The organism is Anoxybacillus sp. FSL W8-0104, from assembly GCF_038004465.1.
Taxonomy (GTDB): Bacteria; Bacillota; Bacilli; order Bacillales; family Anoxybacillaceae; genus Anoxybacillus; species Anoxybacillus flavithermus_G.
The window spans coordinates 783,191-798,862 of sequence record NZ_JBBOQU010000001.1 but is presented as its reverse complement, the minus strand read 5'-3'; the positions used below and the strand labels follow the sequence as shown (position 1 = coordinate 798,862).

Below are 15,672 nucleotides of genomic sequence, written 5' to 3'. Positions count from 1 at the left end.
GTTTTATAAAATGTATTGATCGATCACTTGAACGAGTTCAGCAATTTCTGGTTTACTCACTTGCGCTGTCGCACCGACACGCTCTCCTTTATGACGAAGGTCATCTGTAATGAGCGAAGAGAAAATGACGACAGGTAAATGTTTTAGTTTGTCATGTTCGCGAATGCGTTTCGTTAAATGATGACCGTCCATTTGTGGCATTTCAATATCGGTAATAACGAGCTGCACTTCGCTTTCAACTGGCTTTCCTTTTTCAACGATCGATTGTAAATAGTGAAGCGCATCTTCCCCATTTTCAAAAAACTCAACGTACACATAGCCCGCTTCAGCAAGCGTATCGTGAAGCAGTTTGCGCAAAAGCGGAGAATCTTCAGCGACGATTAACTTTTTATTCGAGCGGTCGCGTTGACCTAGTTTTTTCACGCGGTCGACGTGAATGCCTGATTGCGGATTAATGTCGACAAAGATTTTTTCAAAGTCGAGCAGTAAAATCATATTTCCGTTTAATTTCACTACACCGATAATTTGGCTTTCTAATCCTTGATACATTTGCGATGGCTTTTCGATTTGTTTCCATGATATGCGATGAATTTGTGTAACGTTATGGGCGTGAAACACAACTTTTTGTTGATTAAACTCCGCAACAATATATTTATCTTGCGCTGGGTTTTGCGATGGTCCGAATCCGAGCGCTTTCGCTAAATCGATGAGCGGAAGCACCTCGCCGCGCAATTCGATAATGCCTTCAATGTACGGGTGCGCATGCGGCACTTTTGTCGGTGCGATCGGCTGAATAATTTCTTTTACTTTAATAACGTTAATCGCAAAACGATTGTCACCGACTAAAAATTCGACAATTTCTAGTTCATTCGTTCCACTTTCTAACAAAATTCCATGTTTATTTTCCATGAAACAGCCTCCGTTACAACATCATTTATTGCCATTTTATCATATTTCTTGTGTGCACGAACAAAATTTAATATAAGTACTCGCTTACTTTTCGATTCGCGACGTTCGTGTCGATCGGGCAAAGGTCGGCATCGCGCCCGTATTGCCATATCCAGACGTTTGCACGGCAGTTCGGGACGTTCGGGCGAAATGTTGGTGCTTTCGCCGCTGAATCAACGCCCCACATGCATCATTCCTCCTTTTTTATACTTCCTTCCATAATGTATGTGAAAGTGTATGTGAATGATACATATATAAATAAAATTGTGAACCTATATAAATATTACTTTATTCCTAGGCAAAAACCACTATAATAAAAATATATAGAGACAGTGGGGGATTTTCCATGAAAAGAGAGAGACAAAAAAAGCAAACGAGAATATTGTTGCAACAAACAGCACTTCATCTTTTTCAAAAACAAGGATATGAACAGACGACCATCTTGCAAATTACAAATGAAGCCGGGGTAGCAAAAGGAACATTTTTTAATTATTTTCGGACGAAAGAAGAAGTGTTACAAAGCGTATTTTTTTCACGTATAGAGAGCATATGTCAAAAAACGATGAACAGCAACAACGATTGGCACAAAAAAATCGATTCCATATTTGATGAGTTAGCGACGATGCACGAACAGCTCGGACGGGAAGTAGCGAAAGCGGTGCTCCACATTCATACCCGAAAAACGAAAGAGGCGGGTTGGCTCGCTCCATTGCATGACGTATTGACGCGCTTATTCGAGGAAGGAAAACGGTGCGGGCATGTGCGGACGAAACAATCCGCTTCGACGCTTGCGCATATCGCGATGCAATTGTACGTCGGTGCGCTACATTTATGGATGTTTTCATATGTGACCGATCCGCTCGCTACGTTTATGACGAATGCGTGGAACATGTTTGTCCATTACATAGAAAAAGAAGGGGACTAATCCCCTTCGTAACATAAGAAGAAGGACGACTACACTCGTTTTTATTTTCAGAAAAAATAAACATATTGACAGCTTTATGAACATGATAGACGTGGACAAATATGGCGCGTTACAATGATTGTGAAAAAAAACACGAAAAGAGAAGGTGTCAACATGAAAGGGTTAGCCATTCTTTTTGAAGAAAATCATACGGTCACGATTTTAGAAGATGTAGAAAAAGAACAACTTGAAGAAGTGGTAGACGAAGAAACAGAAGCAGTTCTTTGGCACGGTGAAGAAATCGACTGGGACTACGGTTATTAATATAAGAAAAGCGAAAAGCGCCTGCCTATCGTTTAAAAAGCTGGCATTCGTCAGCTTTTATTTTTTTTCTTTTATTTTTCGGAATTTTATTTACATTTTACAAAAAACTCTTTATAATGTAGAAAAGGGAGGAGATTATTCTTCTCGCTAAGGGGGAATGAAACATGTATGAAAAATACAATGACATGGCACTCATATCTCAACCGTATGATCTCACAGATTACAAACAAGCGGCACAGTTTGTAATCGAACAGGCGTTGTTTCGATTTGAAAGAGATCGGTTGATGCGCGACATCGATCAGTCGCTTGAGCAGCGGGATGAAGCGTTGTTTCTTACCCTCTCAGCCCAATACAATGAGCTTCTTCAACGCTATCGTCACTTAGAGAGTTTGGCATGATCGACTGTGAAACGACAGAACAGCACATAAGGTGAACGTTTTCAGCAAAACACATTGCGAAACGTTCACCTTTTATTGTTTAATAAAGAAAAAAACGAAGAGGTGAACGATCATGACGCTTCCGATGAATGAACGTGTACGCCATATTCAACTATCTGGCATTCGGCAATTTTTTAATCTCGTTGCGAACGAGAAAGATATGATTTCATTAACGATCGGTCAGCCCGACTTTCCGACCCCTGATCATATTAAAGAAGCGACGAAGCGCGCGCTCGATGAACACTTTACATCTTACACGCATAACGCCGGATATTTACCGTTGCGTGAAGCTGCTTGTCGCTTTGTGGAAACGAAATATGGACTGCGCTATACGACCGATGAAGTGATCGTCACCGTCGGCGCAAGCCAAGCGCTCGATATTGCGTTTCGTACCATTTTAACGGAAGGCGCAGAAGTCATTCTCCCTGCCCCTGTGTATCCAGGATATGAACCGATTATTCGTTTATGTGGGGCAACACCTGTACATGTCGATACGAGAAAAACAGGCTTTAAACTGTTAGCCGAGCACATCGAACCGCTTATCACCGAGCGGACGCGGTGCATCGTATTGCCGTATCCGTCCAATCCGACAGGAATGACGTTAACGAGCGATGAACTGAAACAAATCGCTGCACTTGTAAAAGGCAAACCGATTTGGGTCATTTCCGATGAAATTTATAGCGAACTTGTGTTTACAGGGAAACACGAGTCGATTGCGACATGGCTTCCTGATCAAACGATCGTCATTAACGGCGTTAGTAAATCGCATGCGATGACCGGGTTTCGCATCGGGTTTTTATTTGCGCGACAATGGATCGTGGAACATATGTTGAAAGTGCACCAATATAACGTGTCATGCGCCACATCCATTGCGCAAAAAGCAGCGTTAGAAGCGTTAACGGTCGGAATAAACGATGCGAACGATATGAAAAAGCAATACGCGGAACGAATGACATATGTATATGATCGCCTTCGTGCCATGGACTTTGACGTCCAAAAACCGAACGGAGCATTTTACATTTTTCCTTCCATTGCACAGTTTCATCAATCATCTTTTGACTTTGCATTACAGCTAGCGAAAGAAGCGAAAGTCGCGGTCGTGCCTGGAAGTGCGTTTTCGACATATGGCGAAGGATACGTTCGCATCTCATACGCTTGTTCAATGGAAGAGCTAGAAAAAGGGTTGGATCGCATGGAATCGTACATAAAAAAAGGTGCTCGTTAACAGCACCTTTTTCACCATTCTTTATACCATTTATATAACGCTTGTGTACCGCTTTGTTCTTCCCCGCGCTCCGCAAGCGATTCATACAATTGCTTCGCGAGTTTTAAGCCCGGCAGTGATAAACCGAGCGTTTCCGCTTCAGCAAGTGCGATGCCCATATCTTTAATAAAATGTTTCACGTAAAAGCCCGGGGCGAAATCGCCAGCAAGCATGCGCGGCGCAAGATAAGAAAGCGACCAGCTAGATGCCGCTCCTTGTGAAATGCTTTGTAAGACGCGTTCTGGGTCTAACCCTGCTTTTTCGGCATAAACAAGCGCTTCACATACACCAATCATATTTGTCGCAATCGCAATTTGATTGCACATTTTCGTATGTTGCCCTGCCCCTGCTTTCCCTTGCCAAACGATATTTTTTCCTACGTGCGAAAATAACGGCATACACGCAGAAAAAGCTTCCATATCCCCACCGACCATAATTGATAGCGTGCCATTGCGCGCGCCGATATCGCCGCCTGACACAGGCGCATCGAGCGCATATATGCCTTTTTCTTTTGCCGCTTCGTAAATGCGAATCGCAAGCGAAGGTTTTGACGTCGTAAAATCAATGACGTACGCTCCGCGCTTCGCATGTTTTAAAATGCCGTCATCGCCAAAGTATACGTGTTCCACATCTTGCGGCTCACCAACCATCGTCATAACGACATCCGCCGCTTCAGCAACGTCTTTTACCGTTTCTTTCCACACGGCACCTTCTGCTAGTAAATCTTCTGCTTTTTCTTTTGTACGTGTATATACGACGAGCGAATAGCCTGCCCGAAGCAAGTTTCTTGCCATGCTTTTCCCCATCACACCAAGTCCGATAAATCCGATCGTTTGCATCGTTCTCTCCCCATTCTAAATTGCTTTGACCATGCCGCCATCGACTAAAAGCGATTGACCGGTCATATACGTATTCTCATCGGACAATAAAAAGGCGACGACGTTCGCAAATTCTTCTGGCGTGCCGTAACGACCGAGCGGAATGGTCGCTTTCATGCGCGCTTCCATTTCTTCTTTGCGAATGCCGAGTTTTTTTGCATTTTGTTCATCTAAATAAGCGACGCGTTCCGTCGCAATGCGCCCCGGTGCAACAGTATTAATTAGAATACCGTATGGGGCAAGCTCTTGCGCGAGCGTTTTCGTTAAGCCGACAATGCCAAGCCGAAACGTATTCGATAAAAGCAACCCCGGAATCGGCTCTTTAATGGACGATGAGGCAATGTTGACGATTTTCCCTTTCGTTTTTTTCAAATGTGGTAATGCCGCGCGAATCATTCGCACATAGCTCAATAAATTTAACTCAAACGCCTGTTGCCAATCGTCATCTGTTAACGTCGCGAGCGTTCCCGTCGGGGGGCCGCCAGCGTTATTGACTAATACATGAATGTCACCAAATGTCTCCACCGTTTTTTCCACGAGTTGTTCAATCATCGCGTTGTTCGTCACGTCCGTTACGACGTATGCCGCTTTCCCTTTTCCGAGCGCATTGAGCTGTTCGGTAACATCGTGTAGCTTTCGTTCGTCACGGCTAGCAAGCATGACGTTTACACCTTGCGAAACAAGTTTTGTCGCAATCGCTTTCCCAAGACCTTGGCTTGATGCAGCAACAATCGCTGTTTTCATTTCATCCGCCTCCCTTCGATATGTACATTCGCTAACGATGCCGCGATTCCTCCCTGTTCGTTTTGCTTTTTAAACTAGTTAATTTCATCGTTAATGACCGAAACAAAGCGGTCCCCCTTCAGCTATGTCGATTGTTGTCGAAAAATTAATAAAGTCGCAGTTTCATCGTCTTTGGCGAGGAGACCCCCACTTCAACGACCAAAGGGAGTAGGTGGGGGAGGAATCGCTTTTTTGTTATAAAAGATTTACGATATGGTTCTGTTTTTTCATCCAATCGTAAAAATATATTAAAAATTTTGATAAAATATATTTGAGATCCCACTTCTTTCGTGATTATCTTTACATCTTATTGCATGGTTCTCTTATGAACATGTATAGTAAAAGAGAAAGCGAGGTGAACAACGATCATGATGGCGAATCGAGTGGAAAGGCATATGATTTTCGCCACTCATCCGTATTATCCGATGATCGATGAGTATTGTTTTCGGTCAAAAAATTTGTACAACTTCGCCAACTATCAAGTGAGGCAAACGTTTTTCCAACACGGCACGTATCTTTCTTACAACAAGCTAGACAAGCTGCTGAAAACAGAAGGGATGGATACAGACTATCGAGCGATGCCAATGGCTCAATGTGCTCAACAAACGTTAAGAATGTTGCATCAAAATTGGCAATCATTTTTTAAGTCGATGAAAGATTGGGCAAAAAACAAAGACAAATATACAGGCAGACCGAAACCGCCCAAATATCTCAAAAAAGACGGACGATATGTACTTGTGCTAACGAATCAATCATGCAAAGTCGTCGATGAACAAATCACGTTTCCTGCCTGTTTTCAAGGGTTTCGGTTAAAGACAAACATGAAAGGGAAGCTACAACAAGTCCGATTCGTTCCGAAACACCGCCATATCATCGTCGAAGTCGTTTACAAAATCCCTATTCCAACACAAAAACAAGATAACAACAGATATATCAGTATTGATTTGGGATTAGATAACTTCGCAACCATTGTGAACAATGTGGGCAAACAACCGATTGTCATCAATGGTAAAGGTCTAAAATCCGCCAATCAATACTATAACAAACAAATGAGCCACTACCGCAAAGTAGCGAAACAGATGAATGGACTCGATTGGACAAAACGAATGAGCAAAATGACAGAAAAACGAAACCGCATCGTGGAAAACTTTATGCACCAAGCGAGTGCCTTTGTCATCAAACATGCGCTGTCTTTAGACTGCGATACGATTGTGGTGGGGATGAATAAAGATTGGAAGCGTGAAGTCCATCTCGGAAAGCGCACAAATCAAGCGTTCGTTCACATCCCGTATCAAACGTTTCTTCATCAGTTGCAGTACAAAGCAGCACAGCATGGGATTCGTGTCATCGTGACAGAAGAAAGCTATACATCGAAATGCAGTTTTTTAGACATGGAAGAAATCAAAAAGCAAAAGCAATACAAAGGAACGCGCATCAAGCGAGGACTGTTTCAATCTGAAAATGGAATACTGATTAACGCAGATGTCAACGGGGCATATAACATCATGAGAAAAGTATTCCCAAAGGCGTTCGCCAATGGGATAGCGGGTGTGGGGTTACACCCAATCCGAGTACATGTCGCTTAAACGACGTGGACGGATAAACAATTTTATTAAAATCTTTATCATTATTCTATGATTTTAATAAAATTGATAACCTGACCGTTTTGTACTGATTTTTGCCATAAAAAAGAACCGGGGCGCCCGGTTCTTATTGTTGGAACGTTTCTTTGACAAAACGAACGACTTCTTCTGTTGTGGCAAGCGATAAAATGTGATCTTTCACTCGCTCCGCTTCTTGTTTGGACAGTTTCTTTAATTGCGAGCGAACGCGTAAAATCGATGTCGCGCTCATGCTAAATTCGTCTAAGCCGAACGCTAATAAAATTGGCACAGCTAGCTCTTCGCCAGCCATTTCCCCGCACATGCCAACCCATTTGCCTTCTTTATGCGCCGCTTCAATGACGTTATAAATAAGGCGCAAAATGGCAGGGTTGTACGGTTGATACAAATACGATACACGCTCGTTCATGCGGTCAGCCGCCATCGTATATTGGATTAAGTCGTTCGTTCCGATGCTAAAGAAGTCTACTTCTTTTGCAAATTGATCCGCCAATACAGCAGCTGCTGGAATTTCAACCATCATGCCGACTTCGATATGATCGGATACCTCAACACCTTCAGCGACAAGCTTTTCTTTTTCTTCTAAAAGAACAGCTTTCGCTTGACGGAACTCGTCTAACGTCGCGATCATCGGGAACATAATTTTTAAATTGCCATATACGCTTGCGCGCAACAACGCACGAAGTTGCGTACGGAACATCTCTTGCATATCTAAACAAAGACGAACGGCACGGAAACCTAAAAACGGGTTCATTTCTTTTGGAAGGTCTAAATACGGCAATTCTTTGTCGCCGCCAATGTCTAGCGTGCGAACGACGACCGGTTTTCCTTCCATTTTTTCTAGCACCGTTTTATATGCTTCAAACTGTTCTTCTTCTGTCGGCAATTCGTTGCGTCCCATGTATAAAAATTCGGTACGGTATAAGCCGATACCTTCTGCACCGTTTGCAAGTACACCTTCGACATCGTTTGGTGTTCCGATGTTTGCCGCAAGCTCAACGTGATGACCGTCTTTCGTCGTCGTTTGTTCATGAACGAGCTTTGCCCATTCTGCTTTTTGGGCAGCGAATGCGGCACGTTTTTGTTCGTACTCCGCGATCGTTTCTTCGGTTGGGTTAACGATCACTTCCCCGTCGAGCCCGTCAATAATGACGATGTCGCCGTTTTGAATCGTTGCTGTCGCTTCTTTCGTTCCGACGACAGCTGGAATTTCCATCGAGCGTGCCATAATGGCAGAGTGGGATGTGCGACCGCCAATGTCTGTTGTAAAACCTTTCACATATTTTCGATTTAATTGCGCTGTGTCAGACGGCGTTAAATCTTCAGCTACAATGATGACTTCTTCTGTAATCATGCTTGGGTTTGAAATCGTAACGCCTAGTAAATGGGCGAGGACGCGTTTTGTGACGTCGCGAATGTCCGCTGCACGCTCTTTCATATATTCGTTATCCATCGCTTCAAACATCGCGATGAACATTGATGTGACATCATGAAGTGCAAATTCTGCATTCACACGTTCTTGTTCAATTTTTTGTTCGACCGCTTGCACGAGCTCTGGATCGCTTAGCACGAGCAAATGGGCGGAGAAAATGGCCGCTTTATCTTCGCCAAGTTCTTTTAACGCATGCGCTTGAATGACTTCAAGTTCTTCTTTCGCTTTGGCGAGCGCTTGTTGGAAGCGGCTTACTTGTTCAGCTGGGTTTTCAATCGTTTGTTTTTCAACTGTTAAATCGGGATGTTCTAAACGGTACGCCTTCGCAATGGCAATGCCATTCGATGCAGCAATCCCTTGTAATCGTTTCATTACTCCGCTAATCCTTCTTTTGCTAGCGTTTCTGTTAATGTGTTAATTGCGTCTGCTGCATCGCTACCTTCAGCTGAAATTGTAATTTGCGCACCTTGTGGAATACCTAAAGACATGACACCCATAATCGATTTTAAGTTGACTTTTTTGCCGTTGTACTCTAATTGAATGTCGCTATCGAATTTGCTCGCTGCTTGCACTAACATCGTTGCTGGACGGGCATGAATACCAGATTCTGCAGTTACTTTAAACGTTTTTTCCATTTTGCTCATCTCCTCACTTTATATTTTGAAAACATAGAGGGCGAAAACCCTCTATGTTTTTTTACCGAAAAATGACGCATTTTGCAAGTAAATTATTTTTGAACGACGACAACGTCTTCGCCTTTTGTTACTGTTCCTTGTTTCGCGATATTTACCGTTTCTCCTGCTTGCAAGTTTGTGAAAATAATCGGTGTAACAATAGAAGGCGCATGTTGTTTCACATATGCAAGGTCGACTTTTAAAATCGGTTGTCCTTTTTTCACTTCTGTTCCTTCAGAAACAAGCGCTTCAAATCCTTGGCCGTTTAATTTTACTGTGTCAATGCCAAAGTGGATGAGCACTTCACGACCTGTTTTTGATTGAATGCCGATCGCATGTTTTGTTGGGAAGACGTTGATGATCGTGCCGTCTACTGGCGATACGACTGTCCCTTCTGTTGGCTCAACCGCAAAACCGTCACCCATCATTTTTGTTGAAAATACTTGATCTGGCACTTCAGAAAGCGGAACGACTTTTCCTGTTAATGGCGATGCGACTTGTTCTGTTTCTCCTGTCGCTTGTACTACTGGTTTTGCTTTTTCTACTGCTTTTGTCGGTACGCGACCTTCCATAATGTCTTTAATTTGTGTTTTTAAAATGTCTGATTTCGGTCCGAAAATGGCTTGAATGTTGTTTCCAACTTCTAATACGCCAGCTGCTCCGAGCGCTTTTAGACGATCTTTATCGACGTGTTGAACATCGTTTACTGAAACGCGTAAACGTGTGATGCACGCATCTAAATGCGCGATATTTTCTTTTCCGCCAAGCGCTGCTAAAATTTCGTGCGGGAGTTCGCCTGCATCCGCTGTCGCTGTTGTGTCTGTCGTTTCTTTTTCACGACCTGGTGTTGCTAAATCCCATTTACGAATCGCAAAGCGGAAGCCGAAGTAGTAAATGACCGCAAACACTAAACCGACCGGAATGACAAGCCACCATGCTGTACGTCCTGGCAACACACCGAATAATAAGAAGTCGATGACACCGCCAGAGAACGTCATACCGATTTTGACGTTTAAGATGTGCATGAGCATGAACGACAAGCCAGCAAAAACGCAGTGAATGGCAAACAGCACCGGAGCGACAAACAAGAACGAAAATTCGATCGGTTCGGTAATCCCAGTCAAAAACGATGTTAACGCTGCAGATCCCATGATGCCGGCAACGACTTTTTTGTTTTCTGGACGCGCTTCATGATAAATCGCTAGCGCTGCCGCTGGTAAACCGAACATCATGAACGGGAATTTTCCTGTCATAAATGTCCCAGCTGTTAATTCAGCACCGTCTTTAATTTGTTCCATGAAAATACGTTGGTCACCGCGCACAAGCTCGCCTGCTTTGTTCACGTATTGACCGAACTCAAACCAGAACGGTGAGTAGAAAATGTGGTGTAAACCGAACGGAATTAATGCACGCTCGATGACACCGAAAACGAATGCCGCTAATGTACGGTTTGCATCGATCATGTTGTGTGAAAAGGTGTTTAAGCCGTGTTGGACAGGTGGCCATAACCATGTCATCACAATACCGAGAATTAATGCCGATGCAGCTGTCACAATCGGAACAAAACGCTTTCCTGCAAAGAAACCTAAATAAGATGGCAATTCGATGTTAAAGTATTTGTTGTACATGTACGCGGCTAAAATACCGACGATAATCCCGCCGAATACCCCTGTTTGCAACGTCGGAATACCTAATACGTTTGCAAACGATGGGTCTGTGTCGATTTGATCGGACGTTACACCTAAAATGACGCTCATTGTTACATTCATAACTAAGTAACCGATAATCGCTGCTAAACCAGCAACTCCTTCACCGCCAGCTAATCCGACGGCTACCCCTACCGCAAATAAAAGAGGCAAGTTGGCAAACACAATACCACCAGATTGCTCCATCACTTTTGCAACCATTTCAACCCAGCCTGTTTCTAACGCCGGAATTTTTTCAATTAATGCTGGGTTTTGCAATGCGTTACCAAACGCAAGCAAAATACCTGCTGCCGGTAAAATCGCAACGGGAAGCATAAGCGCTTTACCGACTTTTTGTAACGTACCAAACGCTTTTTTCATATAAAACCCTCCTTCATCATGTTAACGTTCGCAACAAACGCCATTTTCATGCATCAAAAGTAGATGAAACAACACATTAGACGTCTAACAAATGTAAGCATTTGCAAACGATGGAAAACAAAAAGGCATGGGCAAAGAACGACAGAAAAAGGGTACAATGATCCACCTCTTTTCCGCCTCCTTTACTCATGCCTGATCGAATCAGTAACACGTAAAGATAAGTGCGTCGTTATTCACTTTTTCCAGTTAACCGCTGCAAGTGCAACGTTAAATATACGGCTTCGGCTTCATCTACCGGAAGCTGCAACGTTTGCTGCATAATTTTTATGAGCTTCCACGACAAATTATAACATAGCGGGTACGTCTCTTTCAATATATTCGACAATTTTTTTGGCTCTTCAATTTTTTCGCCTTTTTTCACGCGCTCAATCGCATAGCGCAAATGGCGGACAAATCGTAAATAATGAATGCTTTCACGATCAATGCGAATGTCGAGCTGTTCTTCAACAACGGACACGAGGCGGGAAATGAGCTGTGAATGTTGGTTCACTTCGGACAGTTGGTGATTTGTTAACGCACTATGAATGTGTAAAGCAATAAAGCCGATTTCCCCTTCCGGAAGCTCGATGTGTAACCGTTCATTCAACATGTTAACGACTTCTGTTGCTACGCCGTATTCAAGCGGATATAAACTTTTCGTTTCAACTAAAAATGGATTTTTAATGTCCATCCCTTGTTCTAATCGCTTGATTGCGAACAAAATATGATCTGTTAACGCCACGTGAATATGTTCGTTTAACGAGCTGTTCGTCCGCTTTTGAATGTGGCGAATGATATCGTTCATTAAGCCGATAAATTCTTCATCAACGTGTGGCAGCAATTTTTTATATTGTTCTTGTTCACGCTCATTTTTTAAAATGAACCATTTTTCTACACCTTTTTGTTCAATGACGTCCCCTTTTTTCTTGCCAAATCCAATTCCTTTTCCGATTAATACGACTTCATCATACGTCGGATGGGAGGCAATGAGCACGTTGTTGTTTAACACTTTTTCAATGCGAAACGATTGTTCCACGTCTAGTTCGCCCCTTTAAAAACGTTTACATTACTTTCAATGTTACGAAACGAACAAAGCTACGTCAATGGAAATGCGATGTTTTTTGTCAAGACAGCTATGGATGTTTTTTGACAAAAAGGTGTTTCAGTTGCACAAATGCATGTATTCGATTAAACTTTTGTTCATCATAAAAATGGAAGGAGCTTGCCAAGCATGATTCGACTCATTGTTACTGATTTAGACGGTACGCTGCTCGGTTATGACCGTCGTGTAAAAGAAGAAGATCGTGAAGCAGTCGTGCGCGCGATTACAAACGGTATCGACTTTGCTGTCGCTTCTGGACGAATGGACAATGAAATTTTAGAAGTGTTGAAAGAAATCGGTCATGACGCTCATCGCATTAGCCAAAACGGGGCATTCGTATACACAAGCGACCATCATCTTCTTCATCAGCGTACATTTGACCCAGCGCTTGCCCGTTCCATTTACGAACAAGCGCGCACACTTGAAGCGATCGTGCTCGTATGTAACGAACAAACGAGCTTTGTCGAAACAAAAACGGAACAAATGGAGCATATGCGATCGCGACTATTTTTCGATATTGTTGAAAAGAAACAGATGCTCGATGCGATCGGCCATGATCTTTCTCCATCAAAAATTACCGTTATTGCTGAAGAAGACGTCATCAATCGTTTTCAGTCGTTCGTTCATAAACAATGGGATCGATATGTCGATACGTTCATTTCTGAACCGCGCTGTTTAGATATTATGCCAAAACAAATTAGTAAAGGCGAGGCGCTTCGGTTGCTTATGAATCATCTCAACATTCAACCGGAAGACGTCGCTTGTTTTGGCGATTCATTTAACGATATCCCGATGTTTCGCCTCACTCCACATAGTTTCGTTATGTCGCATGCGCCCGAACAAGTAAAAAAAGAAGCTCGTTACATCGTTTCCTCTGTTCATGAAGCGATTGAAACGGTGCTAACGATAAACAAAAAGATGCCTCAAATGTAAGAGGCATCTTTTTGCTCGCTGCTCCGTTAAAAAAGACGAACAGCTTTGACCGCACGCGGCGCCCAATAAGGTCTCATATTCGCGAAAGCAACACCTGTGCTTGTGGCAGCGTGCAATAACGTCTCGCTATCTACAACGATGGAAACATGGTTAATGACTCCATCTCCTGTCGTATCAAAAAAGATTAAATCACCTTTGCGCACGCTCGCAAGCGGCACTTCTGTTCCAACCATCGCTTGTTCGCGCGATGTGCGCGGCAATGTAATACCATTTTCTCTATACACGCGGTGGGTAAACGATGAGCAATCAAAAACGTCTGTGCGCGTCGTTGGTGCACCGAACAAATACGCCGCTCCGAGATATTTTTTTCCTGTTTCAATAATCGCATTCGCTCGCTCTTCCCATGAAAGCGGCACGTTAATCGTTTGTCCAACGCGAATAAAGTTCACGTTTGTAATCGTTGGATTTAGTGCGAGTAAATCGTCTAACGTCACATTAAATTTTCTAGCAATCGTCGACAATATGTCGCCTGGTTGGACGATATACGATTTACTTGCGCTATTTGTCGGCGCTGTTGATGCCGGTCCCGGCGATATAAGTTGGCTTGTTGTATTTGTTGTATTCGTTGTCGGTACTGTTAACGTTTGGCCAACGTAAATGCGTTTTACGTCTGTAATCGTCGGGTTTAGTTCAAGAAGACGTGTAATGGTCGTATTATACTGCCGTGCGATCGTCGATAACGTATCGCCTCGCTGAATCGTATATGTTGTTGTTTGTGTCGTTGGCGCAGTTGTTTGTACATCAGGCACTTGCAATACTTGTCCGACATAAACGACATCTGTTGTTAATCGGTTCACTGTTTTTAATTCATTAACCGATATGCGGAACGTTTGAGCAATTTTCCATAACGAATCGCCCGACTTAACTGTATATTGTGCCGCATCAACCGCTTTTTCCCCTAAAAATAACGTCGATAATACCGCTCCAGCTACAATCGTCTTTTTCATCGCCCCAAACTCCTTCCTTTTTTGAAGCGCTTCCTTGCTCATATCATAACATGAAACTATTAATCTATTAACCGTATATTTTTAAACTATTCTTCCATTAAATTGAAATAAGCATAAATGAAAATGAAAGGAAGATGTGAGATGCCTTATACATTTTAAGAAAAAGCTGACGGTTATTTTCCGCCAGCTTTTTCTTTTAAATCATCACGAACCGTTCCTTCCCAGCGCGGCACGTTTGTGTAATACGCAGCGCGGCTAATGAGATGAGCCGCAACAGGAGATGTCATAAAAATAAACACGATGCCAAGCAAAAGCCGTGAGTTAAATTCACCGTTTTCAAGCAAAAAGTGAAAAAATGCACCGAGTAAAATGCACATCATGCCAAGCGTCGTGCTTTTGCTGATGGCATGGCTGCGCGTATATACATCCGGCAAACGAATCGCACCAACTGCCGACAAAAGCACGAGCACCGCTCCGAACAAAACAAGTGCTGCGACGAGCACATTACCGATCGCGATCACCACGTTCGATGACAACCCCTTTCTCTAAAAACTTCGCAAACGCGACCGTACCGACAAACGCTAAAATACCGATGAGCAAAATGACGTCTAAAAACGCGCTCGTATTTAGCAGTATAGAAACGATCGCAACGATCCCAGCGAGCGTAATGCCCATCGCATCTAGAGCAATCACTCGATCAGCAGCGCTTGGACCTTTGACAACGCGGTATAAAAAACCAACCATCGCTATAGAAAGAATAACGAGAGCTACATTCCAAATCATTTGCTCACCTCCATAATCGTTTTCTCAAACGATTGCTTAATGCTTTGAATCGCTTCTTGCACATCTGGACTATTTAAGGCGTGAATATACAACGTGCTTTTATCATCAGATACATCTAAAACGAGCGTACCTGGCGTGAGCGTAATGAGCATCGCTAACAATGTAATTTCCCATTCTTTTTTTAATTGTGTCGGCAAAGCGAAAATGGCAGGTTGAATCGTTAACGAACGTTGCATAACGACTTTCGCTACGGCGATGTTTGATAAAATGAGCTCTTTGAAAAAAATGAACAGCAATTTGATGATGACAAACACCGGAACGAGATAAAAACGCGAATGGAAGAATCGACGCAACATAAAAATAATAAGCAACCCGATGACGTACCCAATAATAAACGATGCCCCATTAAATGAAACGGTTAAAAACATCCAGACGAACGCTAAACATACATTTAATAAAATTTGAAATGCCATCGC

At 43.1% G+C, this 15,672-nt stretch carries 18 protein-coding genes; 6 read left to right on the top strand and 12 right to left on the bottom strand.

The window, feature by feature from the left end; genetic code table 11:
* Positions 1–3: 3 nt before the first annotated feature.
* Complete coding sequence (locus tag NST18_RS04370; protein ID WP_340721254.1) at positions 4–909, bottom strand: chemotaxis protein; 906 nt, start codon at positions 907–909, stop codon at positions 4–6.
* 67 nt (positions 910–976) lie between these two features.
* Complete coding sequence (locus NST18_RS04365) at positions 977–1,135, bottom strand: hypothetical protein (RefSeq protein WP_155116432.1); 159 nt, start codon at positions 1,133–1,135, stop codon at positions 977–979.
* A gap of 159 nt (positions 1,136–1,294) precedes the next feature.
* Here NST18_RS04365 and NST18_RS04360 point away from each other — a divergent pair, with 159 nt between their 5' ends.
* From NST18_RS04360 to NST18_RS04345, 4 genes are all read left to right on the top strand, one after another.
* Entirely contained in the window at positions 1,295–1,873 is a 579-nt protein-coding gene (locus tag NST18_RS04360) for a TetR/AcrR family transcriptional regulator (RefSeq protein ID WP_004891359.1), read from the top strand.
* 153 nt (positions 1,874–2,026) lie between these two features.
* A complete protein-coding gene (locus NST18_RS04355) occupies positions 2,027–2,176 on the top strand; it encodes a hypothetical protein (RefSeq protein WP_164875838.1) in 150 nt (49 codons plus the stop codon).
* Between the two features lie 164 nt (positions 2,177–2,340).
* Positions 2,341–2,574 (top strand): IDEAL domain-containing protein, encoded by a 234-nt coding sequence (locus NST18_RS04350; RefSeq protein ID WP_004891362.1) that lies wholly within the window; start codon positions 2,341–2,343, stop codon positions 2,572–2,574.
* A 112-nt stretch (positions 2,575–2,686) separates the two neighbouring features.
* A complete protein-coding gene (locus NST18_RS04345) occupies positions 2,687–3,838 on the top strand; it encodes an aminotransferase A (protein ID WP_004891365.1) in 1,152 nt (383 codons plus the stop codon).
* A gap of 11 nt (positions 3,839–3,849) precedes the next feature.
* On the opposite strand, the gene NST18_RS04340 is transcribed toward NST18_RS04345, so the two are convergent.
* Both NST18_RS04340 and NST18_RS04335 read right to left on the bottom strand, forming a co-directional pair.
* Positions 3,850–4,716 carry an NAD(P)-dependent oxidoreductase gene (locus tag NST18_RS04340; protein ID WP_004891367.1) on the bottom strand — a complete coding sequence of 289 codons (867 nt, stop codon included), beginning with the start codon at positions 4,714–4,716 and terminating at the stop codon, positions 3,850–3,852.
* Between the two features lie 15 nt (positions 4,717–4,731).
* Positions 4,732–5,499 carry an SDR family oxidoreductase gene (locus NST18_RS04335; RefSeq protein ID WP_064214032.1) on the bottom strand — a complete coding sequence of 256 codons (768 nt, stop codon included), beginning with the start codon at positions 5,497–5,499 and terminating at the stop codon, positions 4,732–4,734.
* 407 nt (positions 5,500–5,906) lie between these two features.
* Between NST18_RS04335 and NST18_RS04330 the strand changes: the two genes are divergently transcribed.
* On the top strand, positions 5,907–7,124 hold the full coding sequence (locus NST18_RS04330; protein ID WP_004891372.1) for an RNA-guided endonuclease InsQ/TnpB family protein: 1,218 nt from the start codon (positions 5,907–5,909) through the stop codon (positions 7,122–7,124).
* Positions 7,125–7,248: 124 nt separating this feature from the next.
* Here the strand turns inward: NST18_RS04330 and ptsP are convergent, their stop codons facing one another.
* The 4 genes from ptsP to glcT form a co-directional block, all read right to left on the bottom strand.
* Positions 7,249–8,964: a phosphoenolpyruvate--protein phosphotransferase gene (gene ptsP / locus NST18_RS04325; protein WP_064214033.1), complete on the bottom strand. Its 1,716-nt coding sequence runs from the start codon at positions 8,962–8,964 to the stop codon at positions 7,249–7,251.
* Positions 8,964–9,236 (bottom strand): phosphocarrier protein HPr, encoded by a 273-nt coding sequence (locus tag NST18_RS04320; RefSeq protein ID WP_004891375.1) that lies wholly within the window; start codon positions 9,234–9,236, stop codon positions 8,964–8,966. The genes ptsP and NST18_RS04320 overlap by 1 nt, the downstream gene beginning before the upstream one ends.
* Positions 9,237–9,319: 83 nt before the next feature.
* Positions 9,320–11,332, bottom strand: a complete 2,013-nt coding sequence (gene ptsG / locus NST18_RS04315; RefSeq protein WP_004891378.1) for a glucose-specific PTS transporter subunit IIBC — start codon at positions 11,330–11,332, stop codon at positions 9,320–9,322.
* Positions 11,333–11,561: 229 nt separating this feature from the next.
* Positions 11,562–12,407: a glucose PTS transporter transcription antiterminator GlcT gene (glcT, locus tag NST18_RS04310; RefSeq protein ID WP_004891380.1), complete on the bottom strand. Its 846-nt coding sequence runs from the start codon at positions 12,405–12,407 to the stop codon at positions 11,562–11,564.
* 195 nt (positions 12,408–12,602) lie between these two features.
* Here glcT and NST18_RS04305 point away from each other — a divergent pair, with 195 nt between their 5' ends.
* Positions 12,603–13,406, top strand: coding sequence for a Cof-type HAD-IIB family hydrolase (locus NST18_RS04305; RefSeq protein WP_004891383.1), 804 nt, complete (start codon positions 12,603–12,605; stop codon positions 13,404–13,406).
* A gap of 26 nt (positions 13,407–13,432) precedes the next feature.
* On the opposite strand, the gene NST18_RS04300 is transcribed toward NST18_RS04305, so the two are convergent.
* The 4 genes from NST18_RS04300 to NST18_RS04285 all read right to left on the bottom strand — a co-directional run bounded on the left by NST18_RS04300 (position 13,433) and on the right by NST18_RS04285 (position 15,669).
* The gene (locus tag NST18_RS04300; protein ID WP_064214034.1) at positions 13,433–14,413 is read right to left on the bottom strand and encodes a C40 family peptidase; all 981 of its coding nucleotides are present in this window, start codon (positions 14,411–14,413) and stop codon (positions 13,433–13,435) included.
* A gap of 173 nt (positions 14,414–14,586) precedes the next feature.
* Entirely contained in the window at positions 14,587–14,949 is a 363-nt protein-coding gene (gene mnhG, locus NST18_RS04295; protein ID WP_064214035.1) for a monovalent cation/H(+) antiporter subunit G, read from the bottom strand.
* Positions 14,918–15,196, bottom strand: a complete 279-nt coding sequence (locus NST18_RS04290; RefSeq protein ID WP_004891389.1) for a Na(+)/H(+) antiporter subunit F1 — start codon at positions 15,194–15,196, stop codon at positions 14,918–14,920. The genes mnhG and NST18_RS04290 overlap by 32 nt, the downstream gene beginning before the upstream one ends.
* Entirely contained in the window at positions 15,193–15,669 is a 477-nt protein-coding gene (locus tag NST18_RS04285) for a Na+/H+ antiporter subunit E (RefSeq protein WP_004891391.1), read from the bottom strand. The genes NST18_RS04290 and NST18_RS04285 overlap by 4 nt, the downstream gene beginning before the upstream one ends.
* Between the last annotated feature and the right edge of the window lie 3 nt (positions 15,670–15,672).

Excerpts from the sequence above, each read along its gene's own strand:
- NST18_RS04370 (WP_340721254.1), bottom strand. The coding sequence starts at position 909 with ATGGAAAATAAACATGGAATTTTGTTAGAAAGTGGAACGAATGAACTA.
- NST18_RS04365 (WP_155116432.1), bottom strand. The coding sequence starts at position 1,135 with ATGTGGGGCGTTGATTCAGCGGCGAAAGCACCAACATTTCGCCCGAAC.
- NST18_RS04360 (WP_004891359.1), top strand. The coding sequence starts at position 1,295 with ATGAAAAGAGAGAGACAAAAAAAGCAAACGAGAATATTGTTGCAACAA.
- NST18_RS04355 (WP_164875838.1), top strand. The coding sequence starts at position 2,027 with ATGAAAGGGTTAGCCATTCTTTTTGAAGAAAATCATACGGTCACGATT.
- NST18_RS04350 (WP_004891362.1), top strand. The coding sequence starts at position 2,341 with ATGTATGAAAAATACAATGACATGGCACTCATATCTCAACCGTATGAT.
- NST18_RS04345 (WP_004891365.1), top strand. The coding sequence starts at position 2,687 with ATGACGCTTCCGATGAATGAACGTGTACGCCATATTCAACTATCTGGC.
- NST18_RS04340 (WP_004891367.1), bottom strand. The coding sequence starts at position 4,716 with ATGCAAACGATCGGATTTATCGGACTTGGTGTGATGGGGAAAAGCATG.
- NST18_RS04335 (WP_064214032.1), bottom strand. The coding sequence starts at position 5,499 with ATGAAAACAGCGATTGTTGCTGCATCAAGCCAAGGTCTTGGGAAAGCG.
- NST18_RS04330 (WP_004891372.1), top strand. The coding sequence starts at position 5,907 with ATGATGGCGAATCGAGTGGAAAGGCATATGATTTTCGCCACTCATCCG.
- ptsP (WP_064214033.1), bottom strand. The coding sequence starts at position 8,964 with ATGAAACGATTACAAGGGATTGCTGCATCGAATGGCATTGCCATTGCG.
- NST18_RS04320 (WP_004891375.1), bottom strand. The coding sequence starts at position 9,236 with ATGAGCAAAATGGAAAAAACGTTTAAAGTAACTGCAGAATCTGGTATT.
- ptsG (WP_004891378.1), bottom strand. The coding sequence starts at position 11,332 with ATGAAAAAAGCGTTTGGTACGTTACAAAAAGTCGGTAAAGCGCTTATG.
- NST18_RS04305 (WP_004891383.1), top strand. The coding sequence starts at position 12,603 with ATGATTCGACTCATTGTTACTGATTTAGACGGTACGCTGCTCGGTTAT.
- NST18_RS04300 (WP_064214034.1), bottom strand. The coding sequence starts at position 14,413 with ATGAAAAAGACGATTGTAGCTGGAGCGGTATTATCGACGTTATTTTTA.
- NST18_RS04290 (WP_004891389.1), bottom strand. The coding sequence starts at position 15,196 with ATGATTTGGAATGTAGCTCTCGTTATTCTTTCTATAGCGATGGTTGGT.
- NST18_RS04285 (WP_004891391.1), bottom strand. The coding sequence starts at position 15,669 with ATGGCATTTCAAATTTTATTAAATGTATGTTTAGCGTTCGTCTGGATG.